The organism is Streptomyces sp. CRN 30 (assembly GCF_034105845.1).
Window position 1 is genome coordinate 1 of sequence record NZ_JAVRHI010000443.1, and the last position, 17,190, is coordinate 17,190.

Genomic DNA, 17,190 nt, shown 5'->3' on the forward strand with positions numbered 1-17,190 from the left:
CGCGCGGCGAGCCGCGCCAGCCCGGCCGGACCGGTGCGCCCGGCGGCCAGCCGCGCCGCCAGCGCCTCCAGCGACTCCCGTACGTCGAACAGGTGCCGTACGTCGGCGGGGGCGAACGGCGCGACCAGCGCACCCCGGCGCGGCACCAGCACCACCAGCCCGTCGGCCTCCAGGAGCCGCAGCGCCTCCCGCAGCGGAATGCGGGACACCTCCAGCTCGGCGGCCAGGTCCCGCTCCACCAGCCGCTGTCCGGGCTGCAGTTCGCCCTCCACGATCCGCCGGCGCAGCGTGTCGTAGGCGCGCCCGCACAGCGAACCGCGCGGCGCACCGGACGACTCCGCGCTTGTGACCACGGCTTTCCTCCATGTCTCGGGACCGCACCACTGTAGGCCGCCCCGACGAGGGCGCCGCGACTGCTAACCGCGCGCTAACACGGCGGAAACAAGGGGCTCCGACACTGATTGCCACTTAACGGTATACCAGTAACCGGTTCACGGCCCTGCCCGTGCCCTGTCCCCCGGAGGCACCCATGCCGCACCCGCGCCCCGCCGCCGCCCCGCCGTCGTGGACGAACCCTCGCCCCGGCCTTCGCTCACGCCACCGCACCGGCCTCACCTGCGCGTTGGCCCTCGCCGGCGTCACGGCCCTCACCGGCTGCGGCGGCTCCTCGGCCGCGAGCGCCGACGACGGCACACTGAAGGTGGGCGTGCTCTTCCCCGGCTCGCTCTCCGACGACGGCTTCATGGAGTCGGCGTACCGCGGCTACCAGCGGGCCGCGAAGACCCACGACGGCACCCTCGTGTTCGGCAAGGCGGAACAGGTCGCCACCGCCGACTACGAACAGGCCCTCGTCCGCTTCGCGACCGGCTCCGACCTCGTCATCTCCCTCGGCGGACAGACGGACGCCGCCGTACGCAAGGTCGCCGCCCGCTTCCCCGACGTGAGGTTCGCCGAGATCGGCGGCCCCGCCGACGGCAGGCCCACCGCCAACCTCGCGCTCTATGACCCCCGGCAGGCCGAAGCGGCCTACCTCGCCGGCGCCGCCTCCGCCCTGCTGTCGGAGAAGAACACCGTCGCCTTCGTCGGCGGCGCCGAACTGCCCGCCATCGTCAACGCCGCCCAGGAGTTCGAGAACGGCGCCCGAGCCGCCGACCCCGGCGTCAAAGTGCTCACCCCCCAGTACGTCGGCGACTTCAACGACGCCGCCAAGGCCAAGCAGTCCGCCCTCGCCGACTACGGCGCCGGCGCCGACGTCCTCGGCCAGGTCCTCAACCTCGGCCACAAGGGTCTCGCCCAGGCCGCCGCCCAGACCGGCTCCTCCCTCATCGGCGGCCCGATCGCCCACCCCTGCCCGGCCGACGGCTCCTACGCCGGGTACGTCGAGACCGACATCGGCGCCGAGATCGAGTACGCCGCCGACCACCTCGCCGCCGGCACCTGGAAGGCGGAGGCGGTCCGCTTCGGGCTCACCTCCGACGAACCGCACAACGACATCGTGCTCTGCGGCGAACCGCCCGCGGGCGTGGAGAAGAAGCTCGACGCGCTGAAGGCGGAGATCGTCTCCGGGGACGTCACCACCCGATGAACACGCGGCAGCCCTCACAGAACACCACCGCCCCGGCGCCCGCCCTGGAGATCCGCGGCCTCGCCAAGTCCTTCGGCGGCGTACGCGCCCTGCACGGCGTCGGCCTCACCGTGGCCGCCGGCACCGTGCACTGCGTCCTCGGCGAGAACGGCGCCGGCAAGTCGACCCTGTGCCACCTCGTCGCCGGCTCCCTCACCCCGGACACCGGAAGCCTGCGCCTGTACGGCCAACCGTACGCACCCCGCCGCCCCGCCGACGCGCTCGCGGCCGGTATCGCCATGGTCCACCAGCACTTCAGCCTCGTCCCCACCCTCACCGTGCGGGAGAACCTCCGGCTGCTGCGCCTGCCCGGCCTGGCCGGACGCCTGGAACGGGTCGAGGAGGAGTACGGCCTCGCCCTCGACCTCGACGCGCGCGTGTCCGCGCTGCCCGTCGGGCTGCGCCAGCGCGTCGAGATCGTCAAGGCGCTGCTGCGCGAACCGCGGCTGCTGCTCCTCGACGAACCGACCGGCGTCCTCGACCCGGCGGCCGTCGACGCCCTGCTGACGACGTGCCGGCGCATCGCCGACCGGGGCGGCGCGGTCGTCCTGGTCACCCACAAGCTCGGCGAGGTCGCCGGCGCCGGTGACGAGGCGACCGTCCTGCGCGGCGGCACGGTGGCGGGCGGCGGCCCCCTGGCCCAACTCCCGCCCGAACGGCTCGTACCGATGATGATCGGCCGGTCCGTGAGGGAACTGGACCCGGCACTGTCCGGCACGCTCGGGGTCGCCACGGACCCGTCCGGGCCAGGGGCGTCCGTCCCACCGCCCGCATCGCCGCCCGCGCCGCCGTCCGGCGAACCCTCCGGCGGGCCGGCGGCTCCCGCACTGGACGTGCAGGACGTCACCGTGCGCCGGTCCGACGGCACGTACGCCCTCGACGGAGTCTCCCTCACCGTCGCCCCGGGGGAGATCGTCGGCGTCGCCGGAGTGGAGGGCAACGGACAGAGCGAACTGATGGCCGTCCTGGGCGGCTCTCTCGCACCGGACACCGGCCGGGTCGTGGTCGGGACGGCCGACGTCACCCGCTCCGCCCCCGCGCGCCGCACCGCCGCCGGACTGGGCATCGTCCCCGAGGACCGTCACCGCGAGGGCTGCGTCGGCGAGATGTCCGTCGCGGAGAACCTGTTCCTTGGCCGCCTCGGCGACTTCCGCCGCGCCCGGCTCTTCCTCGACCGGGCCGCGCTGCGCCGGGCCGCCGACACCGTCCTCACCGAACACGGCATCCGCGCGGACGGCCCCGACACACCGGTGGCCGCCCTGTCCGGCGGCAACCAGCAGAAAGTGGTGCTCGCCCGGGAACTGGCCCTGGACCCGCTGGTCTGCCTCGCGGCAGCCCAGCCCACCCGGGGCCTCGACGTCGGCGCGGTCGACGCGGTGCACACCCGGGTCCGCGAGGCCGCGGCCCGCGGCGCGGGCGTCGTCCTCGTCTCCAGCGAACTCGACGAACTGCTCACCCTCTGCCACCGCGTCGTCGTCGCCTACCGGGGCCGCCTGTCGGGCCCGGTCACCACCGGCACCGCACACGCCCGCGAGCGGATCGGCCGGCTGATGCTCGGTACCGACGGCACCGACGGCACCGCCTTGGCGGAGGTTCCCGTCGAGGGCCGGGCGAACCGGGCGGACCGGGCGCACATGACCCCTGCGCCGCCGCCCTCGTGACCCGGCCTCACACCCCACACCTCACCTCACCCTCACCCTCTCCATTCCCGCTCCCGCTCCCGCTTCCGCAAGGACCGTCATGACCCTGTCCCTCGCGCCCCCGCGCCTCCGCGGGCGCCTGCGTCACCCCCTCGCCCTCGCGGCCGGTGCGGGCGTCCTCGCCCTCGGTGTCGGCGCCGTACTCGTCGTCGCGGCCGGTGCCGATCCCGCCACCGCCTGGGCCGCCCTCGACGAGGGCATGTTCGGCTCGCCGTACTCCCTGGGCAGCTCCCTCGACTCCGCCGCGGTACTCGCGCTGATCGCCACCGGCTTCACCGTCGCCCACCGCGCCGGACTCGTGAACGTCGGCGGCGAGGGGCAGTTGTGCGCGGGCGGACTCGCGGCCGCCGCCACCGCCCTGGCCCTCCCCGCGGGCGTGCCCGCCGCCGTGGGTATCCCCCTCACGCTGCTCGCCGGGTTCCTCGGCGGGACGGCCTGGGCGTCGGTGGCCGCCCTGCTGTACAACCGGCGCGGCACCAGCGAGGTCATCACCACCCTGCTGCTGAACTTCGTGGGCGCGGGTGCCGTGTCGCTCGCCGTCCACGAGGAGGGCCTGTTGCGCCAGCCCGTGACCTCCTCCGAGACCCTCCCGCAGTCCGCGGCGCTGCCCGAGGGCGCCCGGCTGCCCCTGATCGCCGGACCGGATTCGCCCGCGACGGCCGTCGTCGCCGTCGCCGCGGCCGCCCTGGTGATCACCGCCGTCGTCCTGCGCCGTACCCCGGCCGGCCTGAGGCTGAAGGCCGTCGGGCACTCCTCCGCCGCATCGGCCCGGCTCGGACTGCCGGTGGCGGGCCTGCGACACACCGGCCTCGGTGTCGCGGGCGGCCTGGCCGGTCTCGCCGGCGCGAGCCTCGTCGCGAGCGCGCCCTACGTCCTGGCCGAGCACTTCTCCTCCGGGTACGGCTTCGCCGGACTGGTGGTGGGGCTGCTCGCCCGCGGCTCCTTCACCGCCGTCGCCGCCGTGTCCCTGCTGTTCGGCTTCCTCACCAGCGGCGGCATCAACCTCCAGCTCGCCGCCGGGGTCCCCGCCTCCTCCGTCCAGATCGTGCAGAGCGTCCTGGTGCTGCTGATCGCCGCGGCCATGCTCTGGAGCGAACGCCGCACCGGGACGGCCGGGGGTGCCGCGTGAGCGCCGTACTCGAAGAACTCGCCGCGGGCGGCGTCCGTCTCGCCGTCCCCCTGCTCCTCGCCTCCGCCGGGGAACTGCTCAGCGAACGCGCCGGCGTCCTCAACCTGTCGGTGGAGGGCATGATGCTCACCGGCGCGTTCGCCGGGGTGGCCGGCGCCCTCGCCTCGGGCAGCGCCACGGTGGGCGTGGTCTGCGCGCTGGCCGCCGGACTCGCCGTCGCGCTGCTCCAGGCGGTACTGAGTGTCACGCTGCGCGCCGACCAGATCGTCACCGGCATCACCGTCAACGCGCTCGCCCTGGGCGGCACGACGTACGGCGCCCGGCTGCTGTTCGGCGACGGCGGCACCGACCCGGTGCCCGGCTTCGACCCGTTGCCGGTCCCCGGTCTCAGCGGCATCCCGGTCCTGGGCCCCGCGCTGTTCTCCCAGAGCGCCCTCGGCTACACGGCGTTCGCCCTGGTCGCCGTCCTGGCCGTCGCCTGCGCCCGACGCACCTCCTGGGGCCTGACGGTGGACGCCGTGGGGGAGGACCCTGCCACCGCTGACCGCTGCGGACTGCCCGTACGCGCCGTCCGCTACGCCGTCGTCCTGCTCACCGGCCTCACCTCCGGCCTGGCCGGCGCCCAGCTCGCCCTCTCCGAAGTGCACGCCTTCAGCGACAACATCACCGCCGGCATCGGCTACCTCGCCGTCGTCGCGGTCATCGCCGGCCGCTGGCGGGCCTGGCCCACCGTGGCGGCGTGCCTGTTCTTCGGCGTCGCCCAAGCGCTGCAGTTCACCGCGCCGGCGCTCGGCCTGCACCTGTCCGCCCCGCTGCTGACCACGCTGCCCTACGTCTTCGCCCTGCTCGCGGTGAGCGGCCTGGTGGGCCGGAGCCGGGCACCGGGGGCGCTCACACGGCCGTTCGTACGCGGCGCGTGACAGTCACGCGCCGCGACCCGCTCAGCTCACCCATCCACTTCGCCCACCGGAGACGCACCGCATGACCCTCCTCCTGACCCGTTCCGAGATCCGACGCCTGCTGGAGACCGCCACCGGCGAGGTGGAGGCCGCGGTGGAACAGGCCCACCGCGACCTCGCCCGGAACCGGGCCGTGCTGCCGCCCCCGCCGGCCATGGGTGTTCCCGGCACCGACGGCGTCTTCCTGGCCATGGCCGCCACCTCCGCCCCCTCCCGGCTCGCCGCGGTCAAACTCCTCGCCGACCTCCCCGGCAACCGGGACCACGGCCTGCCCGCGCAGCGCTCCGCCGTCCTGGCGGTCTCCGCGCGCACCGGCGAGGTCGAGGCGGTGCTGGACGGCGCCGAGGTCACCCGGTTCCGTACGGCCGCGGCGACGGCGGTCGCCACCCGGGCGCTCGCCCGTGAGGACGCCGCCGTCCTCGGCCTGATCGGCACGGGACCGCTGGCCCTCGCCCACGTCCGGGCCCTGGCCGGCGTCCGGGAGTGGAAGTCGGTGGCGGTCTGGGGCCGCACCCCCGCCAACGCCGCGGCCCTCGTCGAGCGGATCACCGGCGAGTTCGGCCTGTCCGCGGAACTGCTGGACGGTCCGCGCCAGGTCACCGAGGCGGCGGACGTCCTGTGCACCCTCACCCCGTCCCGGGAGCCCGTCGTCCACGGTGCCTGGCTGCGGGCGGGGCAGCACGTCAACGCCGTGGGCGCGCCGCCGCGTCCTGATCACCGGGAGATCGACACGGCGGGTGTGGTCCGCTCCCGGATCGTCGTCGACCACGGTCCGACGGCCCGGAGCAAGTCCGGTGACGTCCTCCTCCCGCTGGCCGAAGGTGCCCTGGGGGAGGAGGAGTTCACCGTCGAACTGGGCCAGGTGCTGGAGGGACAGGCCGAGGGCCGCACCGGACCGGACGACATCACCCTGTTCGACTCGGTCGGCATCGGCCTCCAGGACCTGGCCCTCGCCCGCCTGCTGATCCGGCTCGCCACGGCCTCCGGCACCGGGACGCGCGTGGACCTGGCGGCATAACGGCCGCCCGGCACCTCACGCGGGACCTCCGGTCAGTGCGTCGCTCAGTCGTCGAACCCGCTGCCCAGGTGCGCCTCGGCCGCCACGGTCCCCAGGGAGCCGGAGCCGAACGTCACCGAACCGGCCGCCGTCACCTGGCCGCCGGTTCCCGCCGGGAGCACCCACACCCCGCCGGACCGGTCGTTCTCGCCCGGGGCCCCGGCGAACAGGTCACCGCGGCCGTCGCCGTCGACGTCGCCGATCCGGACGGCCCCGCCGAAGCGGTCGGACGCCTCGGCGGCCCCCGGCACCGAGGCGGTGTCCTGCGTGAACGTCTTGGCCCCGGTCCCCGTCGGGCCGCTCGCGGTGCCGAGGAGCACGGTCACCGAACCCGCGTCGACCGCGTCCCCCACGTCCTCACCGGGAGCGCCGACCGCGAGGTCGAGGTGCCCGTCGCCGTTGACGTCGCCCAGCGACAGGGCGGCACCGAAGTCGTCACCGTACTCGGTGGAGCCCTGGATGCCCGCCGTGCCCTGGTGCAGCAGCGTGCGGGAGGTGGTGGTGTCCGGGCCGGCGGCGGTGCCGCGCAGGATCTCCACCGCACCGCCGAGCGGCTCGACGTCCTCGGTGCCGGTCATGTCCCCGTCGCCGGTGCGCCCCAGTACGACGTCGGCCCGGCCGTCCCCGTCCAGGTCGCCCACGGCCACGGCCACGCCGCCGTCCAGCGTCCTACCGGTCGGTCCGTCGGTGAGTGTGCGGGCGGGGGAGAGACCGCCGCTGCCGCCCGCCAGGTACTGCACCAACCGGGGCCCGTGGTACGGCAGTTCGCCGGAACCGTGCGAGACGACGGCCACCAGGTCGTCGCTCCCGTCGCCGTCGACGTCACCGGCGGCCAGCACCGGCCGGTTCCACAGCACGTCCTCCGGGCCGCCCACCTCCAGCTCCAGGGCCTCGGTGCGGTCCGCCCCGGCGACCCGGTCGAAGGGGCCGTAGGAGACCGAGGTGCCCGCGGCCACGTCCGGCCGCCCGTCCCCGTCGAAGTCGCCGGTGGCCAGGGCCTCCCCGAGGCGCTGTGCCGCACGGTCGCCCTTGAGGACCGTACCGCCGGACAGGCCGTTCGCCCCGCCCCACATCACCGTGAGACTGCCCGCGTCGTCGATCGCGTCGGTGTCCTCCCCGGCGGAACCGACGACGAGGTCGGTGTACCCGTCGCCGTCGAGGTCGGCGGAGGTGAGCGACGACCCGAAGGCGTCGTCCTGTTCCGCGCTGCCCGGGACACCGGGGGAGTTCTGGTGGTAGACCTTCCGGGCCGCCGCCTCAGAGGGCGCGGTGCCCGCGATGCCGTAGGTGACGGCGACGTATCCGGCGCCGGTCCGGCCGTTCACGGCGTCACCGGGCGCGGCCACGGCCACGTCGGTGACCCCGTCGCCGTTGAAGTCGCCCGTGCCGGGCCCGGCCGCGGCCGCCCGGGGCGTTGCCCCCGCCGCCTGTACGGCGGGTACGGCCGCCGAGGTGGCCGCCAGGGCCACGGCGGCGGCCACGGTGAGACGAAGTGCACGCTGGGTCACGCATTCCTCCTGCTGAGCGACGCGGATCGGGGCGGTGAACCGGCACGTCCGGCTCGCCCACACGGCCAAGACCCACGACATGGGCGGACGGTTGTACGCGGCGGCCGGCCGGTGCCGTGCGCATACTGGGCGGATGAGCAGCCCCGCCACCGACCCGTTCGGCGCCGTCCCCGCCGAGGTGCGGCCCTATCTGACGGAACTCGTGCACCGTACGCGCGCGGTGTTCGGGCCCCGGCTGACCGGTGTGGTCGCGGTCGGCTCCCTCGCGCTCGGCGACTACCGGCACGGGCGCAGCGACGTCGACGTCACGGTCGTCGTGGAGGAACCGTCACCGGCCGAGGCCCTGCGGGAACTGGCCGGAGTCCTCAGCCACGAGCGGCTGCCGTGTCCCTCGACGGGACTCGAACTCGTCGTCTACCCGGCCGGCATCGCCCGCACCCCGTCCGGCGCGGCAGGCTGGCTGCTGGACCTCAACACCGGCGCGCGACTGCCGGCCCGCGCCGCCTTCGACACGGCCGACGGGCCGTCGTTCTGGTACGTCATCGACCGCTCGGTGGCCCACCAGGACGGCATCGCGCTGTACGGTCCGCCCGCACCGGAGGTGATCGCGGCGCCCCGGCCGGCGGAGCTGTTCGACGCGATCCGGGCGTCGGTGCGCGAGCACGGTGACGGCGCGGGACACCTCGCCGACAACCGGGTGCTCAACGGCTGCCGCTCCGTGGCCTACGGCCGTACCGGCCGCTGGTTCGCCAAGCGGGGGGCCGCGGCGCGGATCGCCGAGGCCGAGGAGGAGTTCCGTCCGCTGATCGAGGCCGCGGTCCGCAGTTTCGAACGGCCCCGCGGCGCCGCGCTGCCGCTGCCCGGCCCGCAGGTCCGGGCGTTCCTCACCTGGGTGCGCCAGCGGGTCGAGGAGTACGCCGCCGCGGCCGGCGCCTGAGGAGAGTGTCACCAGCGGTGCGTGGCCGTGCGGTACGTCGGGTGGACGGACCGCATGTAGCCGGTGTCGTCGCGGTCGCGCAGCCCGCACGTCAGGTACTGCTCATGGAGTCGCAGCAGGGCGTCGCGGTCGAGGGCCACACCGAGGCCGGGAGCGGACGGCGGGACGACCGAACCGTCCTTGAAGGTGAGCGCTCCCGGGCGGATGACGTCCTCGGTCTTCCACGGCCAGTGCGTGTCGCACGCGTAGGTGAGGTCGGGGGTGGCCGCGGCGAGATGCGTCATGGCGGCGAGGCTGATGCCCAGATGGGAGTTGGAGTGCATGGACAGGCCCAGGCCGAAGGTCTCGCAGATCCCCGACAGCAGCTTGGAGCGGCGCAGGCCGCCCCAGTAGTGGTGGTCGGAGAGGACGACCCCCACGGCGTCGGCGACCACGGCCGGCCTCAAGTGGTCGAACGCCACGACGCACATGTTGGTGGCGAGCGGCATGGACACCTCCCGCGCGACCGCCGCCATCCCGTCGATGCCGGGCGTGGGATCCTCCAGGTATTCGAGTACGCCGTCCAGCTCGCGGCCCACCGCGATGGACGTGGGCACCGACCAGGCCGCGTTCGGGTCCAGCCGCAGCGGAAGACCGGGGAAGGCCGCGTGCAGGGCACGGACGGCCTCGACCTCCTCCTCCGGCGGCAGCACACCGCCCTTCAGCTTCAGCGCGGTGAAACCGTACTCGGTGACCATCCGCCGTGCCTGCGCCACCAGTCGGTCGGGGTCGAGGGCGGGGCCCCAGTCGTCCGGCTCCGCGCCCGGATGCCCGGCCCACTTGTAGAAGAGGTAGGCGCTGAAGGGCACTGCGTCGCGTACGGCGCCGCCGAGCAGGTCGTACACGGGGCGGCCGACGGCCTGGCCCTGGATGTCCAGCAGCGCCACCTCGAAGGGCGACTGCACCCGGTCGACGGTGGCGCTCGTGGTGATCACGCCGGTGAGGCCGGTACCGCCGGCGCCGCCGACGCGGGCGATGACGTCGGCGGTGACGCGGTGCAGCCGCTCGGTGGCGTAGACGTCCAGGCCGACCACCTCCTCGGCGACCGCCCGGAGCCGCTCCAGATGTGCGGCGTCGGCGTAGGTCTCGCCCAGCCCGGTCAGACCGCCGTCGGTGTGCACCTCGACCACCGCGCGCAGGGCGTACGGCTCATGGACGCCCACGGAGTTCAGCAGCGGCGGGTCCCGGAAGGCGACGGGAGTGACGGTGACGGAGGAGATCCGCAGGGTGTCGATGCTCACGCGGGTGCCTTTCCGGGACGGCGGGGGAGGCGGGAGCGGCAGCCCGTCCGCACGGGTCCGGCGACGCTATGCCGCCCGCTGACCAGCGTCAAGAGGGCCTCAACCGTCACCGCGACGCCTGGTCCGACGTGCCCGGCCCGCCCCCCGTCAGCAGCCACAACGCCACACCCGCGCACGGCACGCGCCGTACGTCCGCGCCCCGCCCCGGCCGCTGCGGTGTCCCGCCCCGTGCCGCGGACGGGGACCGGTCGAGGGAGCCGACGAGGTGGCGGGGGTCGGTGGAGGCGGCGACGCGACCGCTGGTGTTGACCAGCCGGGCCGGGCCGGGGAGCCGGTGCAGCAGCGGCACGACGGCCGTCTCGAAGTGCCGCAGGTAGACGTCGGCCGCGGCCACCCCGGCGAAGGCGCCGGCCAAGGCCACCGGCGCGGACAGGGTGAGGCTGTACTCGTCGGAGCAGAGGTAGTCGACGTACGGTCCGGCGACCGCCCGTTCGCCGGTGTCGCGGGGCAGCGCGAACCAGTCCCAGTGGGTGTAGTCGGCGTACGCCGAGCGGTCCGGGTCGAGGTCGGGCAGCAGGGGCCGTACCTCTCCGCCGGGACCGTCCTGCCACCACTCCAGCCACGCCGGTACGCCGTCGAAGAGGCCGGGCGAGGCCACGAAGCCGATCCCGGACACGAGGGCGTGCCGTACCAGCCGGGCGTGCAGGCCGGGCCTGAGCGCGGCCAGGTCGGCGGTGGCCGGTCGGCGGCCCCGCGCCCGGCCGCGGGCCAGCAGGGCCGCGGTGTCGGCGGCGGTGTCGGCCACGGCGGCGAAGACGGACTCCACGACCGAGCGGACGCCCTCCGCGACCGCCCGCTCCAACGCCGTACCGTCAGAAGACACAGGGCCCCTGCCCGCCGACGAGCCGCTGAATGGTGCCGTGGCAAGACCCATGTGCCCTCCCGGTGCGACCGGAACGAACCCGGAACGAACGGTTCTACAGCGTCAGGCGCAGGGCGATCAGGCGCGCAGTCGACTCCCGCACACAGGTTTCGGCCAGCTCCCTGGCCGCGTCGCGTGCCTCATCCTGCACCGCCGAGATGACGGAACGATGACGGTCCGCCACTTCTTCACGATATTCGTCGTTGCCCAGCACCAGACACAGCAGCGCCCCCACCTCCGTCTGGAGGGACACCTGCCCCCGCGTCAGCCGCGCCGACTGGGCGGCCGCGGCCAGCTCGACATGGAACCGTCCGTACAGCCGGCCGCGCGCCGCCGCGCCGTCGGTCTCCGTCAACTCCTCGACAGTTCGCCCCAGTTGCCGCAGGTCCGCCGGGCCGGTGCGGTCCGCGGCCAGCCGGGCGGCGGCACCGGACAGAGCGGCCCAGTGGTCGCCGAGGTCCCGCAGCTCCTCCGTGCTCCAGCCGCGCAGCCGCGTCTTCAGCCGCGCCTGACCGGGGGAGACGGGCAGGGACACGAAACTGCCGCCGCCCCGCCCCCGGCGGGTGGTGACCAGGCCCTGCTGGCGCAGCGCCATCAGCGCCTCCCGCAGGGTCACCGTCGACACCCCGAGCTGCCCGGCCAGTTCGCTCTCGCCGGGCAGCTGTTCCCCCTCGGCGAGCAGTCCCAGCTCGATGGCGTCGCCGATCCGGCGGACGACCGTGTCGACCCGTGCCCGGTTGTCCACCGGAGCGAAGACCTCGATGTGCCGCTGCTTCACGGTCACCCCCTACGCGCATTGACTCAAGCTTTACCTTAAAGGGGTCTTGAGATCTGAACTATGACTTCATATCTTTTCGTTCTTCCGCCGCACCGAAAGGTACCGCCCATGGAGGCACACGCGGTCCGGCTCCGTGGTCTGCGCAAGTCGTTCGGGAGCACGACCGCCGTGGCCGGTGTCGACCTCGGCATCCGGGACGGGGAGTTCTTCTCCCTGCTCGGCCCCTCCGGCTCGGGCAAGACGACCGTCCTGCGGCTGATCGCCGGCTTCGAGACCCCCACCGAGGGCGGCGTGGAACTGGCCGGACGGGACGTCACCGCGCTCGCCCCCTTTCAACGGGACGTCCACACCGTCTTCCAGGACTACGCCCTCTTCCCGCACATGACCGTCGAGCGGAACGTCGCCTACGCCCTGAAGGTCCGCTCCACGCCCAAGGCCGAGCGGCGGAGACGGGTCAGTGACGCGCTGGCCCAGGTCGGCCTCGACGGCTTCGGCGCGCGCCGCCCGGCCGAGCTGTCCGGCGGCCAGCGCCAGCGCGTGGCGCTCGCCCGCGCCCTGGTCGGCCGGCCCCGGGTGCTGCTCCTGGACGAGCCGCTCGGCGCCCTCGATCTCAAGCTGCGCGAGCGGATGCAGAGCGAACTCAAGGCGCTCCAGCGGGAGGTCGGCATCACCTTCGTCCTCGTCACCCACGACCAGGACGAGGCCCTGACGATGAGCGACCGCATCGCCGTCTTCCACGCCGGCCGGATCGAGCAGGTCGGCACCCCCGCCGAGATCTACGAACGCCCCGCGACGTCCTTCGTGGCGTCCTTCGTCGGCACCTCCAACCTGCTGGACGGCGAGTCCGCCCGCCGGATCGTCGGCGCCCCGGGCACCTACAGCGTCCGGCCCGAGCGCATCCGCGTCCTGAAGGAGTCCGCGAGCGCGGACGGACCCGGACACACGACGGTCACCGGCACCGTCGCCGAGGCCGTCTACCTCGGCGACGTCAGCCGCTTCCTCGTCGACCTCGACGGCGGCGGCCGGCTCACCGTCCAGCGGCAGAACTCCGATACCTCCGCCGAGGACGTCGCCGCCTGCCGCGGCACCCGCGTCCGCCTCGCCTGGCACCACCGCCACACCGTCCGCGTCCCCGACTGACCGCCCCCGACCCACTGACCGCACCCGACCCACCGGCAGCCCCCGACCCACCGACCGCGCCCCTCCCACGAACCGGTTCCCGCCCCACACCGCTCACCCAGGGGAGAACACCGTGCGCCTCACCCGACCGCTCCGCGCCGCGGCCCTCGCCGCGCTGCTGCTCACCGCCACCGCCACCGCCTGCGGCTCGTCCGACGAGGACGGCGACGGCCGGTCCGCGACCTCCGGCCTCAACCCGCCCGACCTCGAACCCCCGACCGCCCTGGGCGAGACGGAAGACGAGGTGAACCTCATCGCCTGGGCCGGCTACGTCGAGGACGGCTCCAACGACCCGGAGGCGGACTGGGTCACCGGCTTCGAGAAGCAGACCGGGTGCCAGGTGAACACCAAGGTCGCGGCCAGCTCCGACGAGATGGTCAAACTGATGAAGACCGGCCGGTACGACGCCGTCTCCGCCTCCGGCGACGCCTCCCTGCGCCTGATCGCCTCCGGCGACGCCGCCCCCGTCAACACCGACCTCGTGCCCAACTACGAGGACGTCTTCAGCGGCCTCAAGGACGGCGACTGGAACTCCGTCGACGGCCGGATGTACGGCATCCCGCACGGCCGCGGCGCCAACCTGCTGATGTACAACACGGACAAGGTGAGACCGGCGCCCACGTCCTGGTCCGCGGTCTTCGACGACGCCGCCACCCACAAAGGACACGTCACCGCCTACGATTCCCCCATCTACATCGCCGACGCCGCGCTCTACCTCAAGACCGCCCGGCCCGAGCTGAGGATCGAGAACCCCTACGCCCTGGACCAGGAGCAGTTCGACGCCGCCGTGGACCTGCTCAAGGAGCAGAACGCCAGCATCGGCGAGTACTGGAGCGACTACCTCAAGGAGGTCTCCGCGTTCAAGAGCGGCGACTCCGTCATCGGCACCACCTGGCAGGTGATCGCCAACCTCACCGCCGACGAGGGCGCCAAGGTCAAGGCCCTGGTCCCCGAGGAGGGATCGACCGGCTGGTCCGACACCTGGATGGTCGCGGCGAAGGCCGAACACCCCGACTGCGCCTACAAGTGGCTCGACTGGATCGTCTCCCCGGAGGTCAACGCCCAGGTCGCCGAGTACTTCGGCGAGGCACCGGCCAACGAGAAGGCGTGCGCCGAGACGAGCGACAAGAACTTCTGCGACACCTACCACGCCGCCGACGAGGAGTACTGGAAGCGGATCGCGTTCTGGAACACTCCCATCGAACAGTGCCTGGACGGCCGCACCGACGTCCGCTGCGTGCCCTACGCCCGGTGGGTCCAGGCCTGGACCGAGATCAAGGGCTGAGCCATGACCGTACGGCGCATCGCGGGAGCGCTGCACCGGCGTCCCCGCCTCCGGCTGGCCCTCCTGCTGACGGCGCCGCTGCTGTGGCTGGCCGTGCTCTACCTCGGCTCACTCACGGTGCTGTTCGCCTCCGCGTTCTGGACCACGGACTCCTTCACCTCCGAGGTGGTCCGGGTCTGGTCCACGGACAACTTACACACCCTGCTGACCACACCCGTCTTCCGCCAGGTGGTCCTGCGCAGCGTCGGTGTGGCCCTCGCGGTCACCGCCCTGTGCGTGGTGATCGCGTTCCCGGTCGCCTTCTACACGGCCCGGGTCGCGGCCCCGCACCGCCGCCCCCTGCTGGTGGTCGCCGTACTCACCCCGCTGTGGGCGAGCTACCTGGTCAAGGTGTACGCCTGGCGGCTCATCCTCTCCGAGGGCGGGCTCGCCGACTGGATGCTCGCCCCGCTGGGCCTGAGCGGACCGGGATACGGACTGACGGCCGCCGTCATGACGCTGACCTACCTCTGGCTGCCGTACATGATCCTGCCCATCCACACCGCCCTGGAGCAGCTCCCCGCCGCGCTCCTCGACGCCTCCGCCGACCTCGGCGCACAGGCCGGCCGGACCTTCCGGTCGGTGGTGCTGCCCATGGTGCTGCCGTCGGTCGCCGCCGGGTCCGTCTTCACCTTCTCGCTCAGCCTCGGCGACTACATCACGGTGCAGATCGTCGGCGGCAAGACCCAGCTGATCGGCAACCTCGTCTACTCCAACATCGAACTCAACCTGCCCATGGCGGCCGCGCTCGGCACCGTTCCCGTTGTCGTCATCGTGCTGTACCTGCTCGCGATGCGCCGCACCGGCGCCCTCAGCAACCTCTAGCCGGCCACTCGCAGCGAACCGGAGGACCAAGCCGTGCACCTCACCCGCCGCGCCCGCGTCGCACTGCGCTGCGCCGCCTGCCTCGGCTTCGCGGTGATCTACGTCCCGCTGCTGCTCGTCCTCGTCAACTCCCTCAACCCCGACCGCAGCGCGAGCTGGCCGCCACCGGGCCTCACCGGCCACTGGTGGTCGGTCGCCGGGCACAGCCAGGGCGCCCGGGACGCGCTGTGGGTGTCGGTCAAGGCGGGAGTGGGCGCCACCGTCATCGCCCTGCTTCTCGGGACCCTCGCCGCGTTCGCCGTGGCCCGGTACCGGTTCTTCGGCCGGGACGTCATCTCCTTCGTCGTCGTCCTGCCGATCGCGCTGCCCGGCATCGTCACGGGCATCGCCCTCAACTCGGCCTTCGGCACGGTCCTGGAACCGCTCGGCGTGGGGCTCGGCCTGTTCACCGTGGTGGTCGGCCACGCCACCTTCTGCGTCGTCGTGGTCTTCAACAACGTGGCCGCCCGGCTGCGCCGCACCACCGGCTCCTACGAGGAGGCCGCACAGGACCTGGGGGCCCACACCTTCCGGGCGTTCGCCGACATCACCTTCCCGCTGATGCGCTCGGCCCTGCTGGCGGGGGGCCTGCTCGCCTTCGCGCTGTCCTTCGACGAGATCGTGGTGACCACCTTCACCGCCGGGCCCGGCGTCCGCACCCTGCCGATCTGGATCTTCGAGAACATGACCCGGCCGCAGCAGGCCCCGGTGGTGAGCGTGGTCGCGGCCGTCCTGGTCCTGCTCTCGGTCGTCCCCGTCTACGTGGCCCAGCGCCTGTCCTCCGGCACGACCGGCGCCGGACGCGTGTGAGCCGGCCCGGACACCCCTCCCGGGAGCGGGTTCCGGCAGGGCGTAGCCTGGGCGCGATCGTTCCAGCGCGGGAGCAGTGACAATGCATCGACTCACCTACGACGACGTCGCGTCCGCCGCCGACCGGACAGCCGGCCACATCCGCCCGGTCTCCCTGGCCGAGGGGCCGGGCGGGGTCTGGCTGGCCCTGGAGTTCATGCAGTACACCGGCTCGTTCAAGGCCCGCGGCGCGCAGAACTTCCTCCAGGCCCACCGGAAGGCCGGCACCCTGCCGGACAGCGGCGTGGCCATCGCCTCCGGCGGCAACGCCGGGCTGGCGTGCGCGTGGGCGGCCCAGCGGTCGGGCGTCCACGCCACCGTCTTCCTGCCCCGGACGGCCCCGGCGGTGAAGGTGGCCAGACTCCGTGGCTACGGCGCCGAGGTGCGGCTCGTCGGCTCCGAGTACGCCGAGGCCGCGGCGGCCTGCGAGGAGTTCACCGCCGCCACCGGCGCGCTCGCCTCCCACGCCTACGACCATCCGCTGATCGCCGCGGGCGCCGGCACGCTGTTCGAAGAGATCCGCCGGCGGATACCCGGCCTGGACACCGTGGTCGTCGCGGTCGGGGGCGGCGGCCTCTTCACGGGTGTCGCCACCGCCGCCCGGCACCACGGCGTCCGCACCGTGGCGGTCGAGCCGGAGAAGTGCCGGGCGCTGAACGCGGCCCTGGAGGCCGGCCGCCCGGTCGACGTCCCCGTGGAGTCGGTCGCCGCCGACTCCCTCGGTGCCCGCCGCGCCAGTGCCATGGCGCTGCACGCGGCCCGGCAGGAAGGGGTCCGCTCGGTGCTGGTCCCGGACACCGCGATCGTCCGCGCCCGCCAGGTCCTCTGGGACGAGCGCAGAGTGGTCGTCGAACACGCCGCCGCCACCGCCCTGGCCGGGCTGGCCGCCCCCGGCGAGAACCCGGCGGACGCCCCCGCCGCCGGCTACCGGCCCGCCGCCGACGAACAGGTCTGCGTGGTCCTCTGCGGCGCCAACACCGACCCGTCCGACCTGGTGGCCGGCGACCCGCACCCGTAGACCGCAGGACGCCCGCGGCGCGCCGCCCGTGCACCCGCCCCGCACCTCCGGCGCCGGGCGGA

The 17,190-nt window shown here is 74.0% G+C and carries 16 protein-coding genes; 11 read left to right on the plus strand and 5 right to left on the minus strand.

The features are described from left to right. The coding region (locus tag UW392_RS49645) for a GntR family transcriptional regulator (protein ID WP_320781998.1) at positions 1-353 on the minus strand (353 nt) is incomplete at its 3' end. Positions 354-529: 176 nt separating this feature from the next. On the opposite strand from UW392_RS49645, the gene UW392_RS49650 reads away from it, so the two are divergent. The 5 genes from UW392_RS49650 to UW392_RS49670 all read left to right on the plus strand — a co-directional run bounded on the left by UW392_RS49650 (position 530) and on the right by UW392_RS49670 (position 6,430). Continuing rightward, positions 530-1,585 carry a BMP family ABC transporter substrate-binding protein gene (locus tag UW392_RS49650; protein WP_320781999.1) on the plus strand — a complete coding sequence of 352 codons (1,056 nt, stop codon included), beginning with the start codon at positions 530-532 and terminating at the stop codon, positions 1,583-1,585. Continuing rightward, positions 1,582-3,285 (plus strand): ABC transporter ATP-binding protein, encoded by a 1,704-nt coding sequence (locus tag UW392_RS49655; RefSeq protein WP_320782000.1) that lies wholly within the window; start codon positions 1,582-1,584, stop codon positions 3,283-3,285. The genes UW392_RS49650 and UW392_RS49655 overlap by 4 nt, the downstream gene beginning before the upstream one ends. A gap of 79 nt (positions 3,286-3,364) precedes the next feature. Continuing rightward, positions 3,365-4,453, plus strand: coding sequence for an ABC transporter permease subunit (locus tag UW392_RS49660; protein WP_320782001.1), 1,089 nt, complete (start codon positions 3,365-3,367; stop codon positions 4,451-4,453). Further along, the gene (locus UW392_RS49665) at positions 4,450-5,373 is read left to right on the plus strand and encodes an ABC transporter permease (RefSeq protein ID WP_320782002.1); all 924 of its coding nucleotides are present in this window, start codon (positions 4,450-4,452) and stop codon (positions 5,371-5,373) included. Before UW392_RS49660 ends, UW392_RS49665 begins: the two co-directional genes overlap by 4 nt. 61 nt (positions 5,374-5,434) lie before the next feature. Further along, positions 5,435-6,430: an ornithine cyclodeaminase family protein gene (locus UW392_RS49670; protein WP_320782003.1), complete on the plus strand. Its 996-nt coding sequence runs from the start codon at positions 5,435-5,437 to the stop codon at positions 6,428-6,430. A 44-nt stretch (positions 6,431-6,474) separates the two neighbouring features. On the opposite strand, the gene UW392_RS49675 is transcribed toward UW392_RS49670, so the two are convergent. Then, positions 6,475-7,977 (minus strand): FG-GAP-like repeat-containing protein, encoded by a 1,503-nt coding sequence (locus UW392_RS49675; protein ID WP_320782004.1) that lies wholly within the window; start codon positions 7,975-7,977, stop codon positions 6,475-6,477. 133 nt (positions 7,978-8,110) lie between these two features. Here UW392_RS49675 and UW392_RS49680 point away from each other — a divergent pair, with 133 nt between their 5' ends. After that, a complete protein-coding gene (locus UW392_RS49680) occupies positions 8,111-8,914 on the plus strand; it encodes an aminoglycoside adenylyltransferase domain-containing protein (RefSeq protein WP_320782005.1) in 804 nt (267 codons plus the stop codon). A gap of 8 nt (positions 8,915-8,922) precedes the next feature. Here the strand turns inward: UW392_RS49680 and UW392_RS49685 are convergent, their stop codons facing one another. From UW392_RS49685 to UW392_RS49695, 3 genes are all read right to left on the minus strand, one after another. Then, positions 8,923-10,194, minus strand: a complete 1,272-nt coding sequence (locus UW392_RS49685) for a glucarate dehydratase family protein (RefSeq protein WP_320782006.1) — start codon at positions 10,192-10,194, stop codon at positions 8,923-8,925. A 106-nt stretch (positions 10,195-10,300) separates the two neighbouring features. Further along, positions 10,301-11,128, minus strand: a complete 828-nt coding sequence (locus UW392_RS49690) for a hypothetical protein (protein ID WP_414497537.1) — start codon at positions 11,126-11,128, stop codon at positions 10,301-10,303. 43 nt (positions 11,129-11,171) lie between these two features. Next, complete coding sequence (locus UW392_RS49695) at positions 11,172-11,894, minus strand: FadR/GntR family transcriptional regulator (RefSeq protein WP_320782008.1); 723 nt, start codon at positions 11,892-11,894, stop codon at positions 11,172-11,174. Positions 11,895-12,002: 108 nt separating this feature from the next. On the opposite strand from UW392_RS49695, the gene UW392_RS49700 reads away from it, so the two are divergent. The 5 genes from UW392_RS49700 to UW392_RS49720 all read left to right on the plus strand — a co-directional run bounded on the left by UW392_RS49700 (position 12,003) and on the right by UW392_RS49720 (position 17,128). Continuing rightward, the gene (locus tag UW392_RS49700) at positions 12,003-13,034 is read left to right on the plus strand and encodes an ABC transporter ATP-binding protein (RefSeq protein WP_320782009.1); all 1,032 of its coding nucleotides are present in this window, start codon (positions 12,003-12,005) and stop codon (positions 13,032-13,034) included. Positions 13,035-13,146: 112 nt separating this feature from the next. Then, complete coding sequence (locus tag UW392_RS49705) at positions 13,147-14,358, plus strand: ABC transporter substrate-binding protein (protein WP_320782010.1); 1,212 nt, start codon at positions 13,147-13,149, stop codon at positions 14,356-14,358. A 3-nt stretch (positions 14,359-14,361) separates the two neighbouring features. Further along, positions 14,362-15,222 (plus strand): ABC transporter permease, encoded by an 861-nt coding sequence (locus UW392_RS49710; protein ID WP_320782011.1) that lies wholly within the window; start codon positions 14,362-14,364, stop codon positions 15,220-15,222. A 33-nt stretch (positions 15,223-15,255) separates the two neighbouring features. Next, positions 15,256-16,071: an ABC transporter permease gene (locus tag UW392_RS49715; RefSeq protein ID WP_320782012.1), complete on the plus strand. Its 816-nt coding sequence runs from the start codon at positions 15,256-15,258 to the stop codon at positions 16,069-16,071. Between the two features lie 82 nt (positions 16,072-16,153). Further along, entirely contained in the window at positions 16,154-17,128 is a 975-nt protein-coding gene (locus UW392_RS49720; RefSeq protein WP_320782013.1) for a serine/threonine dehydratase, read from the plus strand. Positions 17,129-17,190: the final 62 nt, after the last annotated feature.